The organism is Pseudocitrobacter sp. 2023LY-00077, from assembly GCF_055796175.1.
Window position 1 is genome coordinate 148,307 of the sequence record NZ_JBSPEI010000001.1, and the last position, 21,630, is coordinate 169,936.

Consider the following 21,630-nt stretch of genomic DNA (forward strand, 5'->3'; position numbering starts at 1 on the left):
GATGTTTGATGTTACGCAGATAAACAAAGTGTCGGTGGTGATTCCGGTCTACAACGAGCAGGAGAGTTTGCCGGAGTTAATTCGCCGAACTGATGCGGCCTGCGCTTTACTGCATCGCGACTATGAAATCCTGCTGGTGGACGACGGCAGCAGCGATAACTCTGCCCGCATGTTGTGCGACGCGGCGGAAAAGCCGGGCAGTCATGTGGTGGCGGTACTGCTTAACCGTAACTACGGGCAGCACTCCGCCATTATGGCCGGTTTCAGCCATGCGACGGGCGATCTGATTATCACGCTGGATGCGGATCTGCAAAACCCCCCGGAAGAGATCCCCCGGCTGGTTGAAAAAGCCGACGAGGGCTATGACGTGGTGGGTACGGTGCGGCAAAACCGCCAGGACACGCTATTTCGCAAAACGGCGTCGAAGATGATTAACCGCCTGATCCAGCGTACCACCGGCAAAGCGATGGGCGACTACGGTTGCATGCTGCGCGCCTATCGCCGCCATATTGTCGATGCGATGCTCAACTGTCACGAGCGCAGTACCTTTATTCCCATTCTGGCGAACACCTTTGCCCGGCGAGCGATTGAGATCCCGGTGCATCATGCCGAGCGCGAGTTTGGCGATTCGAAATACAGCTTTATGCGGCTTATCAACCTGATGTACGACCTGGTGACCTGCCTGACGACGACGCCGCTGCGCCTGTTGAGCGTCGTGGGCAGCGTGATTGCGCTACTGGGATTCGGCTTCTCGGTGCTGCTTGTGCTGCTGCGCCTGATGTTTGGCCCGCAGTGGGCGGCGGAAGGGGTCTTTATGCTCTTTGCCGTGCTGTTCATGTTTATCGGCGCACAGTTTGTCGGCATGGGGTTGTTGGGTGAATACATTGGCCGAATTTACAACGATGTCCGCGCACGCCCTCGTTACTTTATTCAACGCGTTATACGTCAGCCTGAAACGGCAGCAGAAGAGGAAAATCAGCAATGAAAGCAGTGGTTTTTGCCTATCACGATATGGGATGTACGGGTGTTCAGGCGTTGCTTGACGCGGGGTATGACATCGCGGCGATTTTTACTCACCCGGATAATGCGCAGGAGAATCACTTTTTTGGCTCCGTGGCGCGACTGGCGGCGGAGCAGGGGATTGCGGTCTATGCGCCCGATGATGTGAATCATCCGCTGTGGATTGACCGTATTCGCGCGATGGCCCCGGAGGTCATTTTCTCCTTCTATTATCGTCACCTGCTGAGTGATGCCATCCTCAGCCTTGCCCCAAAAGGCGGGTTTAATCTGCATGGTTCGTTGCTGCCCAAATACCGTGGACGTGCGCCGTTAAACTGGGTGCTGGTCAATGGGGAGCAAGAGACCGGCGTCACGCTGCATCGCATGGTGAAACGCGCGGATGCGGGGGATATTGTCGCGCAACAGAAAGTGATTATCGCCGAAAACGATAACGCGCTGAGTCTGCATCGCAAACTGTGCGCAGCTTCGCAGACGCTGTTGCATGATGCGCTGGTACAAATCCGCGAAAACCGAACCCATGAGCGTAAGCAGGATGAAAATCAGGCCACTTACGTCGGTCGCCGCACGCCGGAAGAGGGGCGTCTGGAGTGGGAAAAAACCGCGTACGAGCTACATAACCTGGTTCGCGCCGTCTCCGATCCCTGGCCTGGGGCGTTCAGCTTTGTTGGGCAAACTAAATTTATTGTCTGGAAATCACGCGTCCACCCGCAAGCCGTGACCGCACGCGCGGGCACCGTACTCTCGGTCTCGCCGTTGATTGTCGCCTGCGGCGAAGGGGCGCTGGAGATCCAAACCGGGCAGACCGAGAAGGGCGTCTACATGCAGGGCGCGCAACTGGCCCAGTCGCTGGGGCTGGTGACTGGCGCACTGCTGAACAGTAAGCCGGTAGTGGCGTTGAAACGCCGTACACGCGTGCTGATTCTTGGCGTGAACGGGTTTATCGGTAATCACCTTACCGAACGCTTGCTGAAGGACGACCGCTACGAAATTTACGGCCTGGATATTGGCTCTGACGCCATCGGTCGTTTTATGGATTGCCCGCGCTTTCACTTTGTTGAGGGCGATATCAGCATCCACTCTGAATGGATTGAGTACCACATTAAAAAATGTGATGTGGTGTTGCCGCTGGTGGCGATTGCCACGCCGATTGAGTATACCCGCAACCCGCTGCGCGTCTTTGAACTTGATTTTGAAGAGAATCTCAAGATTGTGCGCGACTGTGTGAAGTACAACAAACGCATCGTCTTCCCGTCAACGTCGGAAGTGTACGGCATGTGTACGGATAAAGATTTCGACGAAGATAACTCTAATCTGGTGGTGGGGCCTATCAACCGCCAGCGCTGGATTTACTCGGTCTCCAAACAGCTTCTCGATCGCGTGATCTGGGCGTATGGCGAAAAATCGGGGCTGAAATTTACGCTGTTCCGCCCGTTCAACTGGATGGGGCCGCGCCTTGATAACCTGAATGCCGCCCGTATCGGCAGTTCGCGCGCGATCACGCAGTTGATCCTGAATCTGGTGGAAGGATCGCCGATTAAACTGATTGAAGGCGGCAGCCAGAAACGTTGCTTCACCGATATCAGCGATGGCATTGAGGCGCTCTACCGAATTATCGAAAACGAAGATAACCGCTGCGACGGGCAGATTATCAACATCGGTAACCCGGACAACGAAGCCAGTATCAAAGAGCTGGCGGAAATGCTGCTTGACTGTTTTGAGCGTCACCCGCTGCGTCAGCACTTCCCACCATTTGCCGGATTCCGTGATGTGGAAAGCAGCGATTACTACGGCAAAGGGTATCAGGATGTTGAACACCGGAAACCGAGTATTCGTAACGCCCGACGCTGCCTGAACTGGCAACCGGGCATTGCGATGCAGCAAACGGTGGAAGAGACGCTGGACTTTTTCCTGCGCACCGTCGAATTGCGTGGTGACGAACCATCATGAAAAACGTCGGCTTACGCATTGATGTCGATACCTTCAGAGGAACCCGTCACGGGGTTCCTCAACTGCTTTCTGTGCTTGCGCGACATGGCGTGCGGGCCAGTTTCTTTTTTAGCGTCGGGCCGGACAATATGGGGCGGCATCTCTGGCGGCTGGTGAAACCTCAATTCCTGTGGAAGATGCTGCGCTCACGCGCGGCATCGCTGTACGGCTGGGATATTTTACTGGCAGGCACTGCCTGGCCCGGACGTGAAATTGGCGCAGGTAATGAAGCGATTATTCGCCAGGCGGCAGCGTTTCACGAAGTGGGGCTACATGCGTGGGATCATCATGCCTGGCAGGCCAGAAGCGGGCGCTGGAACAACAAAAAGCTGGTTCATGAGATTGGGCGCGGGTTAGTTGAGCTGGAGCGCATTCTCGGGTCTGCCGTCTCCTGCTCGGCGGTGGCGGGCTGGCGGGCCGATAGCCGCGTTGTGACGGCTAAGGAACCGTTTAATTTTCGCTATAACAGCGACTGTCGCGGCCATCGACCCTTCCGTCCACGGCTTGAAAATGGCACGCTCGGAACGGTGCAGATCCCGGTAACGCTTCCGACCTGGGATGAAGTGGTTGGGCGTGAGGTGAACGCGGATGCGTTCAACGATTATTTGATTAAACGCATTCAACAGGATAAGGGCGTGCCGGTTTACACCATTCATGCCGAAGTGGAAGGCATTGCGTTCGCCGCGCAGTTTGATGCGTTACTCACCCTGGCGCGTGAAAACGATATTCACTTTTGCCCCCTGAGCCAGCTTCTGCCTGATGACATTAGCAGGCTGCCCGTGGGAAGCATAGAACGTGGTGAAATTGCTGGCCGGGAAGGCTGGTTGGGTGTGGAACATATTAGGGAATCGTCGCGATGAAGCCTCGTTTTTATGCCGCGCTACTGGCGTGTTTGTATGCGCTTTACTATCTCATTCCGCTAAATGGCCGGTTGCTCTGGCAGCCAGACGAAACACGTTATGCGGAAATCAGTCGCGAGATGCTGGCATCCGGTAACTGGGCGGTACCGCATTTTCTGGGGTTACGTTATTTTGAAAAACCGGTCGCCGGATACTGGATCAATAACATCGGTCAATGGTTGTTCGGGCATAACAACTTTGCCGTTCGCTTTGGCGGCGTATTGTCGATCACCCTGACCGGATTATTAGTTGCCTGGATGGCCTGGATGCTGTGGCGTGATAAACGCATTGCAATCCTTTCCGCAGTCATCTTCCTGACCCTGTTCCTGGTCTATGGAATCGGCACCTACGCGGTGCTGGACCCAATGATCACCCTGTGGCTGGTGCTGGGCATGTGTGGTTTCTGGTATGGGGCGAACGCGCGTATTCGTGCGGAAAAAATCGGTGGCTATCTGCTGCTGGGTTTTGCCTGCGGGATGGGCGTGATGACCAAAGGATTTCTTGCGCTGGCGGTACCGGTTTTAGGCGTGCTTCCTTGGGTTATTGCGGAAAAATGCTGGCGGGAAGTGCTGACCTGGGGTTGGCTCTCTATCGCAGTTTGCATATTAACGGTACTGCCCTGGGGGTTAACCATTGCCTCTCGCGAGCCGGATTTCTGGCGCTATTTCTTCTGGGTGGAGCATATCCAGCGTTTCGCGCGCAGCGATGCCCAGCATAAAGCGCCATTCTGGTATTACGTGCCATTTGTTATCGCCGGGTGTTTGCCGTGGCTGGCGTTGCTGCCGGGCGCGCTGAAGCAGGGGTGGCGAGGGCGTAAAACCGAGAAAGGGCTTTTTTATCTGTTGGGCTGGGTAGTGATGCCGTTTCTGTTTTTCAGCATCGCCAAAGGAAAACTCCCCACCTACATTTTGCCTTGCTTCGCACCGCTGGCGATTTTGATGGCGCGTTATGTCCGTGACGCCACGCCGTTGGTTATGCGGGCTAACGGCATCATCAACCTGGCGGTTGGAGTCTGCGGCGCGCTTGCGGCGTTTATTGTCTCTCCCTGGGGATGGATGAAACATCCCATCTGGCCCTACATTGAACTTTATAAAAGCATGCTGGCGCTGGTGGCGTTTGGTTTTTGGGCATTGATGGGATGGATGTCATTGAAAAATGGGCGACAGGGAACACTGCTGGCCGCCTGTTGTCCGCTGCTGCTGGCTCTGCTGTGCGGTTACGCGATTCCTGACCGGGTTGTTGCCAGCAAGCAGCCGCAGTTTATGATTGATATTCTGAGCGAAGATCTGCAACCCAGCCGCTATGTGTTAACCAATAACGTCGGGCTGGCGGCAGGATTAGCCTGGGAGCTGAAACGCGCGGATATTCTGCTTTATGGCGGAAGAGGTGAGTTGCGCTATGGGCTTGGCTATCCGGATGCTAAAGATCGTTTTATCCCTCGTGAAGCGTTCAATGACTGGCTGGCGGCGCATCGCCAGCAGGGGAGGATATCTCTGGTGTTGCAGGTCAACAGTGGGCAAACCGTGGAGGATTTCGACCTGCCTAAAGCGGATAACGTCTACGTAATGCCACGCATTATTTATCTGGAGTATTTCCCGCAGTGACAACGGTCGTTCTGCTGTTACTGGCAAGCCTGTTGAGCAGTGCCGGGCAGTTGTGTCAGAAACAGGCTGCACATTCCGCAGGCAAAAAACTGCGGCTGCTGTGGCTGGCGCTTGCCGTCGGAATGCTCGGCGCAGGGATGCTGTTCTGGCTTGTTGTGCTGCAACACGTGCCGGTGAGCCTGGCATATCCCATGTTAAGCCTGAACTTTGTCTGGGTGACGCTCGCCGCAAAATTTATCTGGCGCGAAACGGTGACCACGCGGCACTGGACAGGCATTGCGTTGATTATTCTGGGTATTCTGTTGCTGGGAGGGAAGGCGTGATGGGCGTTATCTGGGCATTATTGAGCGTAGTTATCGTCAGTGCATCCCAGCTGGCGCTGCGCTATGCCATGGTACAACTGCCGCCTGTGGCGTCTCTGCGGCAGTTTTGCAACCATCTTCTGACACACCAGCCAGGAACGTTGCCGCTGGTGGCTGGGCTGGCGGGGTATCTGGTATCAATGATCTGCTGGTTTTTAGCTTTGCAGCGGCTGCCCCTTTCCCGTGCCTATGCGCTGATGAGCCTGAGCTATGTGCTGGTCTGGGGCGCAGCGATTGTCTTACCCGGCTGGCATGAAACCTTCTCATTGCTCTCCTTTGCCGGGGTGATGAGTTTGTTTGCCGGTGTGTTGTTAATATTTTCCCCCGGCCCGAGGGCGTGACCCAGGTTACCGGGTAAATCGGTAGGCCTGATAAGCGCAGCGCCATCAGGCATTGTGCGCGTGAATTGCCGGGAGGCGGCTACGCCTTGCCCGGCCTACGGTTTGGCGTTGTCATCGGGCGATTTTTTACAGCGCCAGACTCTTTTTTTGCGCCATTTTTTTCATCGGAATGAAGGCAATTACTACCGCGCCGAGCACGAGGAATGCGGCGACCATATAGATTCCGGCGTTGAAACTACCGGTGATATCTTTCATCCAGCCCATCAGCAGTGGCCCCAGTGCCGCGCCGGTCATCCCGGTGGCGTTAATCACCGCAATCCCCAGCGCGCGCGCCTGCATTGAGATGGATTGATCTGGCGTGGTCCAGAAAATCACCATCGCGGCAAATGCCCCGGCGGATGCCATCACGATACCGCTGAATTGCAGCATCGGGTTGCTACTGGTTGCCGTCAGTATCCAGCCCGCGGCGGCAAAAAGATAAGGCAGCAGCGTGTGGATTTTCCGCTCATTCAACCGGTCGGAACGCTTACTCCACCAAACCATGCCAACAATAGTGCACACCTGCGGAATGGCGCTGAGTAATCCAATGGTGATGTTATTACTCTCCTGATTAAAACTGCGCAGAATAAGCGGCGTCCAGACGCTTAATGCACTCAGGGTATTCGTCAGGCAAAAATAAGCCAGCGTGTAGAGCATAATGACCGGCGTAAATAACTCCCGCAGCATGCTGCGCTGCGACACCATTCCGCTGCTGATCCCCTGTTGTGATTGTTGAACCGCGCGTTTATCGGCTTCCAGCATTTCATTCAGACAGGCTTTATCATCGTCGGTCAGCCATTTGGCTTTCGCCGGAGAGTCATCCAGCCAGAACCAGACCACCAGGCCTAATAATACGGACGGGAAACCTTCCAGTAAAAATAACCACTGCCAACCCTTCAGGTTTAATAAACCATCCATATTCAAAATATAGCCTGATGCCAGCGAACCCAACGCCATGGTTACCGGCATCGCTATCATAAACAAGGCGTTAGCGCGGGCGCGATACTGCGACGGGAACCAGTAGGTTAAATAGAGCAGCAGCCCTGGCAGGAAGCCCGCTTCGGCGATCCCAACCAGCATTCGCAGTACATACAAGCTATTTGGCCCGGTGGCGAACATGGTAGCCGTTGAGGCTATTCCCCATACTACCATCAGCACCGCAATCCAGCGTCGGGCGCCGACAATCCCTAACATAATATTGCTGGGGATCCCGCAAATTACATACATCACATAAAATAACGTGGTGGCCAGACCGAACATGGTGCTGGTTAAACCTAAATCTTTGCCCATCGTTAAACCGGCAAAACCAATATTAATGCGATCGAGGTAAGAGAAAACAAATAAAATAAATAAGAAAACAATTAATCGGCGGAATAACTTTTTAATCACCGTTTGTTGTCGCGGGTCCAGTGTATCCTGCGTACCGGAAGGCGGCGATAATACGCTCGAAGAATCATTCATGTCGGGCTCCACATTGCAATGTAATATTATTTTGTTAGCAGGCGAATATTTATCATGCTCAGAATGTTTTATTGACAGAGGCCATCCGAACACGTGCGCTAACGTATAGGTAACAGCGTGATAAGGTGTCAATGGAATCCGTAAAAAATGAGACGGAATTGTTATCTGTGTGGCGTTTTGTGAATCATAAGGTGGGTTTTAGAACATTCATGACAGAGCGAATGCGCGATGATGCTATAGCGTGAACTTATAACCCGGTATACTCAGCGTATCGACGTCTTTTGACTAAGGAAGCTCATGAGTTCAATCAAAAAAACAGCGGATGTGAAGAGCGCGGATGCGGCTTTTCATCGTGAAGAGTTCCCGTTCTACTGGATTGTTAACGTCTATGCGCGCTACACCCAGGTGATGGAAGTGACGTTGAAAAAGGTGCAGCTCGACGTTTCGCGCTTTCGGGTGATGATGATTACCCATCAGTACGGCAAGGCCAGCATCTCGCAAATTTCTGAATATGCGATGGCAAAAATGCCGACCGTCACCAAAATCGTCGGCCGCCTGCGTGACGATGGAATGGTGACCACCGCCAGCAGCGAACAGGATGCCCGGGTGACGGAGGTGATGCTCACGCCTGCCGGAAAGGCGAAAATTGAAGAAGCGCACCGCCTGGCGCAGAAAGTTTTCGAAAAAGGGTTCAAGGGAATGACGCCCGCGCAGGTGGAAAAAATGAACCTGTCGCTGTCAAAAGTGCTGGGAAACCTTAACGAACTGTAGCCTCAGAGAGCGATCGTTAAGATTTGTGATCGCGCTAAACTTTTCTTATAACTCCCTGTAAATCCTATCGTTAATTCTTATCTGTCGCCCTGAGTTTTCACGGCGACTTTGGTGCGTTTCCCTCCTTTTTCTGCGGCAATTCATCAACATAACGCAATAGCCATAGTGAATAAATGGTTATATTTGCGTTATCGGATTGTAAAAATAACGTGAAATATTACTTGAATATTCACGTAAATCTCTCATGATTGATTTATCGCCATTCAGGGTAAAAAAACAGCGATGACTGTTCGCCTGAATGTGATTCACTTTTTCTGGTCAAGGTATCAATCATGAAGCCAGTTTTTGAGAGCAATGGTTACGTCGAGCAGTTTACGCTTGGCGCAGGTGAACTACGGTTCGCCGTCAAAGATACGCTGGATATCGCCGGTCACCCGACCCGCGCCGGATGCCCGGCGTTGGCCGATGCGCCGAAAGCGAAGCAGCATGCCCGCATCGTCAAGGTGCTGCTCAACTGCGGCTGCCAGCTGACGGGCAAAACCACCCTGCACGAACTGGCGTTTGGCGTCACCGGGATCAACCCGTGGAGCGGCACGCCCGTTAATCCTCAATACCCAACGCTTATCCCCGGCGGTTCGTCGAGCGGCTCCGCAACCGTCGTCGCCAATGGCGATGTCGATTTCGCCCTCGGTACCGACACCGGTGGTTCGGTCCGAATGCCCGCCGCCTGCTGCGGCGTGCTGGGGTTAAAACCGGGCTATGGCGTGCTCAGCCGCCAGGGCGTATTACCTGCCTACAGCTCACTCGATTGCGTGGGTATTTTTGCCCGCGAACCTCGCATTCTGCGTGAAGTACTGGCCCGCGTGGCGCTACCGGTTGATGCGCCGCTGGAGTCTCTGCCCGCCATCGGTTTTATCTTTGCCGCGCAGCCGGATATTGACGCGCTGCTGGTGGATGCGCTGGAAGCGTTGGGCATCGCCGCAAACAGCGTGACGTTACCGCTGCTGGGCGAAGCGCATCGTGCCGGGCTGACCATCATCAACCGCGAAAACTGGCTGGCGTTTAACGCGCTGCTGGCGAGCCACGCGGTCTCCCCGGACGTTGCCAGCCGAATTCAGGCGGGTGAATCCATCACCAGCGACCAGCTCGCCAGCGCGGAAAACGTGCGCGCGCAGTTCACCGCTCAGGTGAATGCCCTGCTGGAAGACACACCGCTACTGGCGCTGGCGACGCTGCCGGAACTGCCGCCGACGCTGGAAGAGGCGGAAGATCCGCTTAGCGTGGTGAATCTGACGCGGCTGGTTCGCCCCTTCAATCTCAGCGGTCATCCGGCGCTATCGCTGCCGATGGGCGAACTTCAGGGCCGACCCGTCGCGCTGCAACTGGTGGCGGGCTTTGGCGAAGAGGGGCTTCTCGTCCAGGCCGCGGAATGGCTGATGCACCGCCGCCTCTGACGCTCACCGCGCCATAAAACCGTCGAACCGACCACTCAATGCCTTTCGGCGTTGCGGCATCGTGCACCTTTTTGCCGCCCGCCCACGTTAATCGGGAGTCAGCTATGTCCGTCGTACACGTCCGTGAAGAGCTTGTTCCGTTATTGACCGAAGTGACCGCGCGCAGCGCCGATTTCGAGCGCCAGCGCCATGTTTCGGACGACATCATCAGCCGCTTTAAACAGGTAGGCGTCTACCGTGCGCTGGTGCCGAAAATCTACGGCGGCGACGAGTGTTCTCCGGCGCAGTTTTGCGAACTGATTGAGCAAATCGCCACCGCAGATGGCTCGGCAGGCTGGGTTGCCAGTTTTGGTATGAGCCCGTTTTATCTCGGCGCGCTGCCGCCGGATACCCTGAAAGAACTCTATCGCGATGGCCCCGATGTGGTGTTTGCGGGGGGCATTTACCCGACCCACAAAGCGCAACTGGCCGATGGCGGCTATCGCGTAAGCGGTCGCTGGTGCTTTGCCAGCGGCAGTATGGGCGCATCGGTGTTTGGCGTCGGCATTCAGCCAGAAGGGGAGAACATGCTTCCGCGCATGGCGGTGCTGCCGCGCGAAAGCATTCATATCGACCCGGTGTGGGATACGGTCGGGCTGGCGGGAACCGGCAGCCATGATTTGCTGGTGGATGACGCGTATGTGCCGCAGGAGTGGACCTTTATTCGCGGCGGGGCGCTGAATCTGGAAGGCCCGCTGTATCGCTATCCGGTGCTGTCGCTCGCCACGCAGGTGCTGTCCGTTGTGGCGCTGGGTGTGGCCCGCGCGGCACTCAATGAAATCTATCAGATTGCCCATCGTCAGCAGTCTGTCACCGGCGCGCCGCGCCTGGCCGACCGCCCGCAGGCGCAGATGCAAATCGCCCGTTGTGAAGCTGAACTCCGTTCGGCGCGCGCCTGGTTTTACGAGGCCATTGATGACGTCTGGCAGCGTCTGCTGGTCGGCAATGAGCCGAGCCAGCAGCAGGTCAACGCCCTGCGTCTTTCCTCTACGCACGTCACCCGCGTGGCGGCAGACGTTGCCCGTCAGGCGCTGGCGCTTAACGGGATGGGCGGCGTCACTATGACCAGCCCGCTCCAGCGTTATGTGCGCGACACGATGGTGATTACCCAACATGCCTTTATGGGCGACCTCTCGTACCTGAACGCCGGTACGGTCTTTTTCGGCGGCAAACCGCTGCCGGGTTATCTCTGAATTTCTGAAAGGAGCAACAAATGAGCCAGAACAAATTACGCGTGCTGTTTTGTATCGGTGTGAACCAGAACTTTTTCGATGCGACTCCGGCAGAAGCCAAACAGGTGTGGGGCGCATTCGGCGTGATGATGAAAGGCATGGAAGAGACGCCGGGCATCCGCGTCATCGGCAACATGGATGATGACCAGTTGATGGTCGGCCCCTCGACCACCGCGCCGTGGACCACCTACGTGCTGGCGGATGCCGACACCCTGGAAAGTGTCGCGGCGGTCTGCAACCTGTTCCGCACTACGCCGGTCGGTGAAAGCAAGCTGTGGAAGTACTGCAAGATTGAAGCGCGCGTGGGCCGCGAACTGATTATTCAGGGTTAAGGAGCGGGCGATGAACTCACAGGATGCGCAGCGTTTGCAACAGCTTGAAGACCAGCAGGACGCGCGGGTATGCATCAGTAACTATATGCGCCTGTGCGACCAGCTTGAGACCCCGGCAACGGTGCGGGCGATTGGCGCGCTGTTTACCACCAATGCCTGCTGGGAAGGCGTGGGCGAACCGTATGCCACACGCCTTGGCAGGCATGTCGGACGCAACGCCATTGAAAGCATGATGGCCGGATACGTCAAAACGCCCGCGCATTTTGCGATGAACGCCCATTTTTTGTGCTCGGAAGCCCTCATCCAGCAGCCGGATGGCCTGCTTTTCGGGCGCTGGCTGATGCTGCAAACCTCCAGTTTTACCGCCGGAGGATCGCATCTCAATGCGGCGGAACTGAACGTGGAGTTTCGCCGCGAAGCCGGTGTGATGCGGATGCACCATTTCACGACGCGCAATCTGTTCAGCAGGCCAGTTGACCACTGGCACGCCGATGATGTGCTGCCTGTACCTGACAATAAATAGAGAGTCGAGCGATGCAGTGTGATAACCAGATCCCCGTAAAAAATATCGAAGCCAATGTTCCCGACTGCGCGGAAATCGCCGCGCTGGTGCAGTCTGACCGGGTGCATACCTCACTTTATAATTCCGAGACCCTGTTCAACCTTGAGCTGGACAGGATCTTCAGCAAAACCTGGGTATGGGTGGCGCATACCAGCGAAATCCCGGAAACCGGGAGTTTCAAAACCACCGAGGTAGGCACGCAGCCGGTGATCGTCGTGCGCGACCGCAAAGGCAACGTACACACGTTGCTCAACCGTTGCCGCCACCGCGCCGCCACCGTGTGCGAACATCGCACCGGTAAAACCAACAGTTTTGTCTGCCCGTACCACGGCTGGGGCTACGCGCTGGACGGCAGCCTGCGCGGCGTGCCGCACCCGGAAAGCTATGCCGATCAACTGGAAAAAGGCGAGCTGGGGCTGGTGTCGCTGCGTACCGAACAGTACGCCGGCATGATCTTCGCCACTTTTAATGAGCACATCGAACCGCTGGAAGATTTCCTCGGCGCGGCGAAAAAGTGGATGGATCTGTTTATGAAGCAGGGCGCGGGTTATCCGATTAAAACCGGCCCGGCGCACCGTTTCCGTTTCCCCGGCAACTGGAAGATCCAACTGGAAAATACCACCGACGGCTACCACTTCCCGGTCGTTCACCGCTCGTTTTTAAGTTCGGTCGATAAGCAGACCGAAGAGATGCTCAACTTCGTTGACGGTAGCGGCTATGTGGAAGATCTCGGCAACGGCCACAGCGTGATGGTGATGATCCCGGAACTGGTGGATCTGGAAGCCAATCTCGATGCGCCTATCCCGGAGCGCTTTATTGCGCTGGCCGACGAATTGCGTAAAGACCACGATGAAGATCAGGTACGTCGCATTGTGCGTGCCGTCGGCGGTTCCGGCTTTAACCTCAACATTTTCCCCAATATTGCCTGTTCAATGGCCTTCTTCCGTGTGCTGCAACCCGTCTCGGTGAACGAAACCGAAATTCACCATGCGGTGATCACCATGGACGGCGGCCCGGAAATTGCCAATCAGGCTCGCCTGCGTCTGCATGAACACTTCCAGGGGCCGATGGGCTTCGGTACGCCGGATGACTCCGAGGCGTGGGAGCGCGTACAGCGCGGAGCGACGGCGGGCAACGACCTGTGGATCATGCTCAACCGAGGACTGGCGGGTGAATACCGCAGCGACGACGGCCTGCGCAGCGACGTGAGTGCCGAAACGGGGATGCGCGCGGCGTATCAACAGTGGAAAAAACTGATGACGGAGGCGGAATAATGACGCCAGATACGGTTCTGATTTCCGCGATGGAAATTATCAATCTCGAGGGCGACTTGCTCGATCAGGGTGAGTTCAATGCCTGGCTGGAACTGTGGCAGCGCGACGGCCTGTATATCGTGCCAATCGATCCACAGGAGACCGATTTCAAAAATACCCTCAACTACGCTTGCGACGATCACGAAATGCGCGAGCGTCGGGTGAAGCGCCTTTACAGCGGTGAGTCAATCTCCACCACGCCGCGCGCCCGCACGCTGCGCACGCTCTCCCGCTTCCGTTTGCTGGAAGGCGAGGGTGACGAAATCGTGGTGCGCGGCGCGCAGTCGCTGTGGGAACACCGCAAAGGATTTAGCCGTCATTATGCGGCGGATATCACCTGGCACCTGCAACCGCAGGGCGACCGGCTGCTGATTAAGCAAAAGGTGATTCGTCTTATCAACAGCGACGATGTGCTGCACAGCATCGGCTACATCCTGTAAGGAGCGCGTTATGACGCAAACCGTATTAGTCACCGGCGCGGCCGCCGGGCTGGGCAACGTCATCGCCACGCATCTGTTGTCGCAGGGGTATCAGGTGGTGCTCTCGGACGTGAGTCTGGCGCGCGCGCAACAGGCGGCGGAGAAACTCGATAACGGCGCAGGTCGCGTGCTGGCGCTGGAACTGGATATCCGCCAGCCGCAGGCGTTTGAGCAGGCGCTAAAGGCGATTGAAACCCGCTTCGGCAGCCTGGAGGTGTTGGTGAACAATGCCGCGCTGACCCTGGCGACACCGGTGATGGAGATTGACGTTGAAGAGTTTGACCAGGTGATTTCAACCAATCTGCGCGGCACGTTTGTCGGCTGCCAGACGATTGGGCGCTATTTCGCCAAAAAAGGCTACGGGCGAATTATCAACCTGGCGTCGCTCGCCGGGCAGAACGGCGGCACGGCCTCCGGGGCGCATTACGCGGCATCGAAAGGCGGCATCCTGACGCTGACCAAAATCTTCGCCCGCGAGCTGGGGAAATCCGGCGTAACGGTGAATGCCATCGCGCCGGGGCCGATGGATCTCCCGTCCGTTCACGCGCTGGTGCCGGAAGAGAAAATGGCCGGGCTGTTACAGATGATCCCGGTGGGTAAGTTGGGCGATGCCGAATTTGTCGCTCAGGCCGTGGCGCTGCTGGCTTCACCGCAGGCGGCGTTTGTCACCGGGGCGACCTGGGACATCAACGGCGGTCTGTTCATGCGTTAAGGAGTCGCCATGCTGACACTGCACATTATTAAGCGCGAGTTACAGGGGGAAGTCGTCCTGCTGACGCTTGCCGACGCAACCGGCGCTGAACTGCCTGCGTTCACCGCCGGGGCGCACATCGACCTGCATCTGACCGACGATCTGGTGCGCCCGTATTCACTCTGCGGCGATCCGGCAGATCGCTACTGCTATCAACTGGGCATCCTCAAAGATAGCCAGTCGAAAGGCGGATCGCTGGCGGCACACGCGCTTCAGGAAGGCGAATCGGTAACGGTGAGCCTGCCGCGCAATCTGTTTGCCCTTGATGCGCGCGCGGCGCACAGCCTGCTGATCGGCGGCGGGATTGGTATCACGCCGATGCTGGCGATGGCGGCGGAGCTGCACGCCGCCGGGCGCGCGTTTTCGCTGCATTACTGCGCCCGTTCGCGCCCGCAGGCGGCGTTTGTTGCCGAACTGGAAAAAGCGCCGTGGGCGGATCGCGTATGGCTGCACTTTAGCGATGAACAACGCATTGATTTGCCAGCGGTACTGAGTGATGTACCGGCTAACACCCATGTCTATGTTTGCGGCCCGACGCGGCTGATGGAGGCGGTGAGCGAGCAGGCAAACGCCGCCGGGTATGCGGCTGAAAACGTTCATCAGGAGTGCTTCAGCGCGGAAGTTGAAGTGAGCGGAAAGGCGTTCGACGTGGTCGCCGCCACCAGCGGGATTACCGTGCGGGTGCTGGAAAACCAGACCATTGTCGAGGCGCTGGCGCTGGCCGGATTGAAGGTGTGCGTCTCCTGTAAGCAGGGGATTTGCGGCAGTTGCCTGACGGATGTGATTGAGGGCGAGCCGGATCACCGCGACAGCTATCTGACAGACGAGGAGAAAGCCGATGGCGACCAGATCCTGCTCTGTTGTTCCCGGGCGAAAAGCGCCCGTCTGATTATCGATCTCTGAGGATTTCAGCATGAATTTGCAGACCGAGTTTCGTAATGCGATGGCGCAACTGGGCAGCGCGGTGTCGGTGATTACCACCGATGGCCCGGCGGGGAAATTTGGCTTTACCGCCTCTGCCGTGTGTAGCGTCACGGATCAACCGCCGACCCTGCTGGTGTGTATGAACCGCAACTCTTTTGCCAACGCGCACTTCAAGCAAAACGGCGCACTGTGCGTGAACGTGCTTTCCGGCGCGCATCAGGAGTTATCGGGCATTTTCGCCAATGCCACCCTGCGTTCCGAAGAGCGTTTCGCTTACGACCGCTGGCAGGTGATGGCGAGCGGCGCACCGGTACTCAGTTCCGCCGTCGCCAGCTTCGACTGCGTGATTGACGACTGCCATGAAGTGGGCAGCCACACGGTATTTTATTGCCAGGTGCAGGCGATTCGCATCAGCGAGCAGCCGCGTGGGCTGGTCTATTTTAACCGTCGTTACCATACGGTAGGCGGCGATATTGAGGTGAAAGCCTAACCCATTGAGGAGCCTGGCTTATGAGCAATACCGCAGCAGCACCGCACGACCCAAAGCAAATGCGTAAACTGGTGATCGCCTCCGTTCTGGGCAATGCGCTGGAATGGTATGACTTCTTTCTCTATGGCACGGCGGCGGCGCTGGTCTTCGGCCCGCTCTTTTTCCCGGTCGGCGGTGACCCGCTACAGGGTACGCTGCTGGCGTTTTCCGGCTTTGCGGTCGGCTTCCTGGCGCGCCCGCTCGGCGGGATTGCTTTCGGTCATTTAGGCGATCGCTACAGTCGTAAGATGACGTTAATCATGACGCTCACGCTGATGGGCGCGACAACGTTCGTCATCGGCCTGCTGCCGGTTTACAGCCAGATTGGCATCTGGGCGCCGATTTGCCTGATCACGCTGCGCTTTTTACAGGGCGTGGCCTCGGGCGGCGAGTGGGGCGGCGGCGTGTTGATGCTGAGCGAAAATGCCCCGGCTTCCAGGCGCGGTTTCTTTACCGCCTGGAGCCAGATGGGCGTTTCCGGCGGCTTTGTGCTCTCGGCATTCGCATTCTATCTGGTGCAGAAACTGCCGGAATCCGATTTTATGAGCTGGGGCTGGCGCGTGCCGTTCCTGCTGAGCCTGCTGATTTTTCTGGTCGGCGTCTATATCCGCAAAAACATCCGTGAAAGTGAGGCGTTCAGCCAGGCTAAACCGGAAGATAAACATGAAAAAATTCCGTTGCTGGTGCTGCTGCGCGACCATCCAAAAGCGCTGATGCAGGCGATTGCCCTGCGTCTGCCGGAGAACGGCGCATCCTATATCTTCTTCACCTTCTCGGTGGTGTACGCCAAACATATTGGCATCTCTACGAGCATTATTATCAGCGCGGTGACGCTGGCGATGTTGATTGAATTCTTCTCGATTCTGTTCTGGGGCGCGCTCTCCGATCGTATCGGCCTGAAACGCGTCTATTACATCGGCGTGATTGGCCTGCTGGTGATGGCTTTCCCGTTCTTCTGGCTGGTTTCTACCGGTGAATATAGCTGGATTATGCTGGCGATGTTCCTTGGTTTGCCGGTGTGTCACGGGGCGATGATTGGCACGCAGCCGTGCATTATGAGCGATCTGTTCCCGGTGCGTGTGCGTTACTCCGGCCTGGCGCTGGGGCATGAAGTGGGATCTATCTTTTCCGGCGGGCTGGGGCCGATGCTCGCCGTCGCACTGTTAATCGAATTTGACGCCGCCTGGCCGGTATCGCTGTTGTTGATTGTCTATGCGCTACTGGCGTGGATTGCGTTGTGGAGCCTGCCTTCGCAGGAAACACCTGTCCTGAGTCAACCTACAAAAACCTTACCCTACAATGAGGTATAAGCAATGTCAGTGAATCCGGTTACTACATCAGAAGTGGAAAAATTACTCGCCGTCAGCAGCGGTTTTCTCTCTCAACAGGGGAACGAGCGCTTTAAGGAGATCATGCATCACCTGCTGGGCGATCTCTGCCAGACCATTAAAAAATTTGATATCACCGACGAAGAGTTCTGGCTGGCGGTGAACTATCTCAACGAGCTGGGCGAACGCAAAGAAGCGGCGCTGCTGGCGGCGGGGCTGGGGCTGGAGCACTACCTCGACATTCGCGCCGATGAAAAAGAGGCGGCGGCAGGCAATGAAACAGGCACCCCGCGCACCATCGAAGGGCCGCTGTACGTGGCGAATGCGCCGCTGAGTGAAGGTTTTGCCCGCATGGATGATGGCAAAGAGCAGGGTGAAATCATGTGGTTACAGGGCGTGGTGAAAGATAAGCAGGGGCGTCCGGTGGCGGATGCCGTTGTGGATATCTGGCACGCCAACACGTTGGGTGGTTACTCGTTCTTTGATCAATCTCAGAGCGAATACAACCTGCGCCGCCGCGTGCTGACCGACGCCAACGGTCACTATGCGGTACGTAGCATTGTGCCGTGCGGTTACGGCTGCCCGCCGGATGGCCCGACGCAGAAACTGCTCAACGGTTTAGGCCGTCACGGCAATCGCCCGGCGCATATTCACTTCTTTGTATCCGCGCCGGGTTATAAACACCTGACTACGCAAATTAACCTCAATGGCGATGCGTACCTGTGGGATGATTTTGCTTTCGCCACCCGCGATGGGCTGATTGCTGACCCGGTGAAAGTGGACGACGAAGCGGTGGCCTACGAGCGTGGCATTCACCAGCCGCATACGGAAGTGAGCTTTGATTTTACGCTGGTGGCGGCGACGCAGAACAGCGAAGAGGAACGCGGGAAGCGGTTACGCGTGAAAGAGTAAATTAACGCAGTCGGCGCAAATTGCTGACAACGTGCGCTTTGTTCTTGCCGGATGCGGCGTAAATGCCTTATCCGGCCTACAAAGTCATGTTAATTCAATATATTGCAAGGAACCTTATAGGCCTGATAAGCGTAGCGCATCAGGCAATTTACGGCTTAACGATAATCAGGATTCGACATCACGCTGTAACGCCCGCCACCGAGTAAAAAAATCACAATACCCAGCAGGAAATAGAACGCAGCGCTTTCAATAATCCACGCGCCTGTGGGTGCCAGTGCGAATATTTGTGTACCGTTTGCCAGCGCCACTGCGGTCAACATGGTGAACGAAACAATAATTGCCGCCCAGCGAGTGAAGATGCCGAGAATAATCAGAATCGGGCAAAGAATTTCACCAATAAAAACGCCCCAGGCAATAAAACCCGGTAACCCGGCTTTCATCAACAGGTCCTGAATAAAGCCCAGATCGCCGCCCGGTAAGGCTTTATGAATACCATGAAACAGAAGCAAAGCACTGAATGTCAGGCGTAGTAAGAGCTTAGCGCCATCCGGATGATCGAACCGTTGTGTTAACGCGTTGAGCATAGAACAGTCCTTATTAAGTGAACCCAGAAGAAAAAAAACAGAAATTTGGGCAAAAGAACCCGGATAGCATAGTGTCAAACTATTGTGGCGGATTAAAGGCAGAAAAATTAAAGAAGTTGTTAGAAAAATTTAGTCAAATAAAAAGGCCGAAGAGGGAATAAACTCTTCGGCCTTGTGCTGTCAGAACTTAATCTTCCAGCGCGTAAGCGATAATGTCATCGCCTACATCCGGTGAGTGGCTGGCGCCACCGGCGGAAATAACGACATACTCTTTACCGGTTTTCGGTGATTTATAAATCAGCGGTGCGGCAACGGCACCAACCGGCAGACGGGCGCGCCATAGCTCTTTCCCGGTTGAGGAGTCGAGTGCGCGCAGGTAGTTATCCTGCGTGCCGGCAAAGAAGACCAGGCCAGAAGCGGTGGAGGTTGGGCCGCCCAGCGTTGGCATTCCCAGCGGAATGTGCATGCCGGTTTTCATCCCCAGCGGGCCGGTATCTTCCACTGAACCCATCGGAACCTGCCACACCAGTTGGCGCGTATTCAGGTCAATCGCGCTCATGGTGCCAAACGGCGGAGTATTACACGGCACGCCCAGCGCAGATTGCAGAATATCGATACGCACACCGCCGTAAGGGCCAGCGACCTGCGGACGTACGGTGCCCATAAAGCCCGGGACTTCGTCGGTTGAGACGTGGTATTTCGCCATATCTTGCTGGCGCACCAGAGACATCCGCAGCGGCATACGCATATCGTTGACGAACAGCGTGCCGGTACGTTCATCGATAGTGATGCCGCCCCAGTTCATGCCGCCCAGCAGGCTTGGCCATTCGATATACGGTTTTTCCGACGGCGGGGTGAACATGCCCAGATAGGTCGATTCTTTAAAGTCGATACGACAAATCAGCTGATCGAACGGCGTGACGCCCCACATCGATTTCTCGGTCAGCGGGTCAACGCCTAACTGCGGCATACCCGTAGAGAACGGCTGAGTGGTGGAAAGACGTTCGCCTTCCGCGCCCTGATGCGGTACCGGAATCTCTTCCACTTTGGTGACCGGTTTCCCGGTACGGCGGTCGAGAACGTAGATTTGCCCGGTTTTGGTGGTCTGTATCAGTACCGGAATTTCTTCGCCTTTTTCGTTCTTCATGTGGAACAGAACGGGCTGAGACGGTAAATCGTAGTCCCAGATATCATGGTGAACGGTCTGGAAGACCCATTTGGTTTCACCGGTACTGGCGTCGACTGCCACCACAGACGAGCCGTATTTCTCTTTAGCTTCGTTGCGGTCGCCGCCCCAGTAATCCGGCGGGCCGTTACCGGTTGGCAGATAAACCAGATTCAACTCTTTATCAAAGCCTGGCACCGTCCAGACGTTAGGCGTTTCCAGCGTATAGGCGCGTGCTTTTTCCGGGTCGGTAATGTTTTCCGGCTGGCCGACATCCCAGGCCCAGACCACATCCCCTGTACGCACATCATACGCACGCACGACGCCGGAAGGCTCACCGTGCACGATATCGCGCACCCAGCCGCCAATCACGGCAATGTGCCCCATGATCATCGGAATAGACGTCGGGTGATAGCGCTTACTGTTTTCCGTGTCGCCCATACCCTGTTTCAGGTCGACGCTGCCTTTGTTGCCAAAGCTGTCGCACAGCTCGCCAGTTTTGGCATTCAGGGCAATCAGACGGGCATCGACGGTCGAGATGATAATACGCTGCGGGCATTGCTGAAGCGCCGGGCTGGATTTTTCTTCTGCGCTCAGCGAGTCATCTTTTTGCGCATCGTAATAACCCACGCCGCGGCAGGTCACGTGTTCAGCGGTCTGCGCGTGCGGATCAAAGCGCCAGCGGGCTTTACCGGTGTCGGCATCAATAGCCGTTACCACGTTCAGCGGAGTACAGGAATAAAGCGTATCGCCAATTTGCAGCGGCGTATTTTCGTCCACGCCGATACCCGGGCCGGTTAAGCGACGCCCGGTGTGATACGTCCACGCCACTTTCAGATCTTTTACATTCTCCGGGGCGATATCCGTGTAGGGTGCATAACGCGTACCGGAGGCATCGCGGCCAAAGAATTCCCAGTTGTCACTTTTTGATGCCAGAGTGGGCTCTTTGCCTGCGTGGGTATCGACAACACCATTATGAATGCCACCGTGTGGGAAAAACGCCGAGACCAGTGTTGCCAGCAGCGCGACAAAAATCACCGTTGCGCTGCGGTTAGCCGCACGCACCGATGCGCGCTGAACGGGCAACGTGGTGGTGAGCCACAGGGCGAGCATTAATAAGAGTGCGGGAACCACCAGACGTGGAATCAGACCCCAGTAACTGAATTGCACTTCATAGAGCGCCCAGATAAGGGTAAGGACAAAGGTAATAATGGAAAGGGGGAGGGCAAATTTACGGCGCAGCAGGTAGCCTGCCGCGATAATCAGATACGCCAGACCGGCGACCAGATACCAGGCGCTGCCGCCCAGCGACAGGAGCTTACCGCCCCAGATGGTTAAAAACAGCCCAGTGCCAACACTGAGCAATACGAAGAGTAAGCGGTAGAGCGTAAAGAACACGCCTCCACCTCTGCTTTTTTGTTCGTCCATTGTGCATCCCATACAAAGTCAGTCGTTTGAAGCATTTTTGCTCAGTAGGCTGGCGCATCATCCTGCTAAGGACGCTGGCAGCCTGAGATCCTGTTGTTATGGTGGGTAATCCGAA

General features: G+C 56.3%; 21 protein-coding genes. 18 read left to right on the plus strand and 3 right to left on the minus strand.

Annotation, left to right across the window (positions count from 1 at the left end; all coding sequences use genetic code 11):
• The first annotated feature begins 1 nt into the window (after nucleotide 1).
• From arnC to arnF, 6 genes are read left to right on the plus strand one after another with little or no spacing between them, the layout of a single operon-like run.
• A complete protein-coding gene (arnC, locus tag ACWWFX_RS00745; RefSeq protein WP_473223135.1) occupies nucleotides 2-985 on the plus strand; it encodes an undecaprenyl-phosphate 4-deoxy-4-formamido-L-arabinose transferase in 984 nt (327 codons plus the stop codon).
• Nucleotides 982-2,967, plus strand: a complete 1,986-nt coding sequence (gene arnA / locus ACWWFX_RS00750) for a bifunctional UDP-4-amino-4-deoxy-L-arabinose formyltransferase/UDP-glucuronic acid oxidase ArnA (RefSeq protein WP_473222971.1) — start codon at nucleotides 982-984, stop codon at nucleotides 2,965-2,967. Before arnC ends, arnA begins: the two co-directional genes overlap by 4 nt.
• Complete coding sequence (gene arnD / locus ACWWFX_RS00755; protein WP_473222972.1) at nucleotides 2,964-3,866, plus strand: 4-deoxy-4-formamido-L-arabinose-phosphoundecaprenol deformylase; 903 nt, start codon at nucleotides 2,964-2,966, stop codon at nucleotides 3,864-3,866. Before arnA ends, arnD begins: the two co-directional genes overlap by 4 nt.
• Entirely contained in the window at nucleotides 3,863-5,509 is a 1,647-nt protein-coding gene (gene arnT / locus ACWWFX_RS00760; RefSeq protein ID WP_473222973.1) for a lipid IV(A) 4-amino-4-deoxy-L-arabinosyltransferase, read from the plus strand. The genes arnD and arnT overlap by 4 nt, the downstream gene beginning before the upstream one ends.
• Nucleotides 5,506-5,832, plus strand: a complete 327-nt coding sequence (gene arnE, locus ACWWFX_RS00765; protein WP_276219655.1) for a 4-amino-4-deoxy-L-arabinose-phosphoundecaprenol flippase subunit ArnE — start codon at nucleotides 5,506-5,508, stop codon at nucleotides 5,830-5,832. Before arnT ends, arnE begins: the two co-directional genes overlap by 4 nt.
• Nucleotides 5,832-6,212, plus strand: a complete 381-nt coding sequence (gene arnF / locus ACWWFX_RS00770; protein ID WP_473222974.1) for a 4-amino-4-deoxy-L-arabinose-phosphoundecaprenol flippase subunit ArnF — start codon at nucleotides 5,832-5,834, stop codon at nucleotides 6,210-6,212. Before arnE ends, arnF begins: the two co-directional genes overlap by 1 nt.
• A 126-nt stretch (nucleotides 6,213-6,338) precedes the next feature.
• Here arnF and hpaX read toward each other — a convergent pair whose 3' ends face one another.
• Nucleotides 6,339-7,712: a 4-hydroxyphenylacetate permease gene (hpaX, locus tag ACWWFX_RS00775; RefSeq protein ID WP_473222975.1), complete on the minus strand. Its 1,374-nt coding sequence runs from the start codon at nucleotides 7,710-7,712 to the stop codon at nucleotides 6,339-6,341.
• Between the two features lie 297 nt (nucleotides 7,713-8,009).
• On the opposite strand from hpaX, the gene ACWWFX_RS00780 reads away from it, so the two are divergent.
• The 12 genes from ACWWFX_RS00780 (at nucleotide 8,010) to catA (ending at nucleotide 18,338) form a co-directional block, all read left to right on the plus strand.
• Entirely contained in the window at nucleotides 8,010-8,483 is a 474-nt protein-coding gene (locus ACWWFX_RS00780) for a MarR family winged helix-turn-helix transcriptional regulator (protein WP_149461940.1), read from the plus strand.
• Between the two features lie 332 nt (nucleotides 8,484-8,815).
• Nucleotides 8,816-9,937 carry an amidase gene (locus tag ACWWFX_RS00785; RefSeq protein WP_473222976.1) on the plus strand — a complete coding sequence of 374 codons (1,122 nt, stop codon included), beginning with the start codon at nucleotides 8,816-8,818 and terminating at the stop codon, nucleotides 9,935-9,937.
• Nucleotides 9,938-10,041: 104 nt separating this feature from the next.
• Nucleotides 10,042-11,169, plus strand: a complete 1,128-nt coding sequence (locus tag ACWWFX_RS00790) for an acyl-CoA dehydrogenase family protein (RefSeq protein WP_473222977.1) — start codon at nucleotides 10,042-10,044, stop codon at nucleotides 11,167-11,169.
• A 20-nt stretch (nucleotides 11,170-11,189) separates the two neighbouring features.
• Nucleotides 11,190-11,540, plus strand: a complete 351-nt coding sequence (locus tag ACWWFX_RS00795; RefSeq protein WP_338341469.1) for an IacB protein — start codon at nucleotides 11,190-11,192, stop codon at nucleotides 11,538-11,540.
• Nucleotides 11,541-11,550: 10 nt separating this feature from the next.
• Nucleotides 11,551-12,063: a nuclear transport factor 2 family protein gene (locus tag ACWWFX_RS00800; RefSeq protein ID WP_473222978.1), complete on the plus strand. Its 513-nt coding sequence runs from the start codon at nucleotides 11,551-11,553 to the stop codon at nucleotides 12,061-12,063.
• An 11-nt stretch (nucleotides 12,064-12,074) separates the two neighbouring features.
• A complete protein-coding gene (locus tag ACWWFX_RS00805; protein ID WP_375089105.1) occupies nucleotides 12,075-13,376 on the plus strand; it encodes an aromatic ring-hydroxylating oxygenase subunit alpha in 1,302 nt (433 codons plus the stop codon).
• On the plus strand, nucleotides 13,376-13,855 hold the full coding sequence (locus ACWWFX_RS00810; protein WP_456146095.1) for an aromatic-ring-hydroxylating dioxygenase subunit beta: 480 nt from the start codon (nucleotides 13,376-13,378) through the stop codon (nucleotides 13,853-13,855). The genes ACWWFX_RS00805 and ACWWFX_RS00810 overlap by 1 nt, the downstream gene beginning before the upstream one ends.
• A gap of 10 nt (nucleotides 13,856-13,865) precedes the next feature.
• Complete coding sequence (locus ACWWFX_RS00815) at nucleotides 13,866-14,606, plus strand: SDR family NAD(P)-dependent oxidoreductase (RefSeq protein ID WP_473222979.1); 741 nt, start codon at nucleotides 13,866-13,868, stop codon at nucleotides 14,604-14,606.
• Between the two features lie 9 nt (nucleotides 14,607-14,615).
• Nucleotides 14,616-15,548 carry a PDR/VanB family oxidoreductase gene (locus ACWWFX_RS00820; RefSeq protein WP_473222980.1) on the plus strand — a complete coding sequence of 311 codons (933 nt, stop codon included), beginning with the start codon at nucleotides 14,616-14,618 and terminating at the stop codon, nucleotides 15,546-15,548.
• 10 nt (nucleotides 15,549-15,558) lie between these two features.
• The gene (locus ACWWFX_RS00825; protein WP_015963582.1) at nucleotides 15,559-16,059 is read left to right on the plus strand and encodes a flavin reductase; all 501 of its coding nucleotides are present in this window, start codon (nucleotides 15,559-15,561) and stop codon (nucleotides 16,057-16,059) included.
• A gap of 20 nt (nucleotides 16,060-16,079) precedes the next feature.
• Nucleotides 16,080-17,408, plus strand: a complete 1,329-nt coding sequence (locus ACWWFX_RS00830) for an MFS transporter (RefSeq protein WP_276219676.1) — start codon at nucleotides 16,080-16,082, stop codon at nucleotides 17,406-17,408.
• A 3-nt stretch (nucleotides 17,409-17,411) separates the two neighbouring features.
• Nucleotides 17,412-18,338 carry a catechol 1,2-dioxygenase gene (gene catA / locus ACWWFX_RS00835; RefSeq protein WP_473222981.1) on the plus strand — a complete coding sequence of 309 codons (927 nt, stop codon included), beginning with the start codon at nucleotides 17,412-17,414 and terminating at the stop codon, nucleotides 18,336-18,338.
• Between the two features lie 155 nt (nucleotides 18,339-18,493).
• Here catA and ACWWFX_RS00840 read toward each other — a convergent pair whose 3' ends face one another.
• Both ACWWFX_RS00840 and ACWWFX_RS00845 read right to left on the minus strand, forming a co-directional pair.
• Nucleotides 18,494-18,922, minus strand: a complete 429-nt coding sequence (locus tag ACWWFX_RS00840; protein ID WP_276219681.1) for a DoxX family protein — start codon at nucleotides 18,920-18,922, stop codon at nucleotides 18,494-18,496.
• 187 nt (nucleotides 18,923-19,109) lie between these two features.
• On the minus strand, nucleotides 19,110-21,515 hold the full coding sequence (locus ACWWFX_RS00845) for a membrane-bound PQQ-dependent dehydrogenase, glucose/quinate/shikimate family (RefSeq protein WP_473222982.1): 2,406 nt from the start codon (nucleotides 21,513-21,515) through the stop codon (nucleotides 19,110-19,112).
• Between the last annotated feature and the right edge of the window lie 115 nt (nucleotides 21,516-21,630).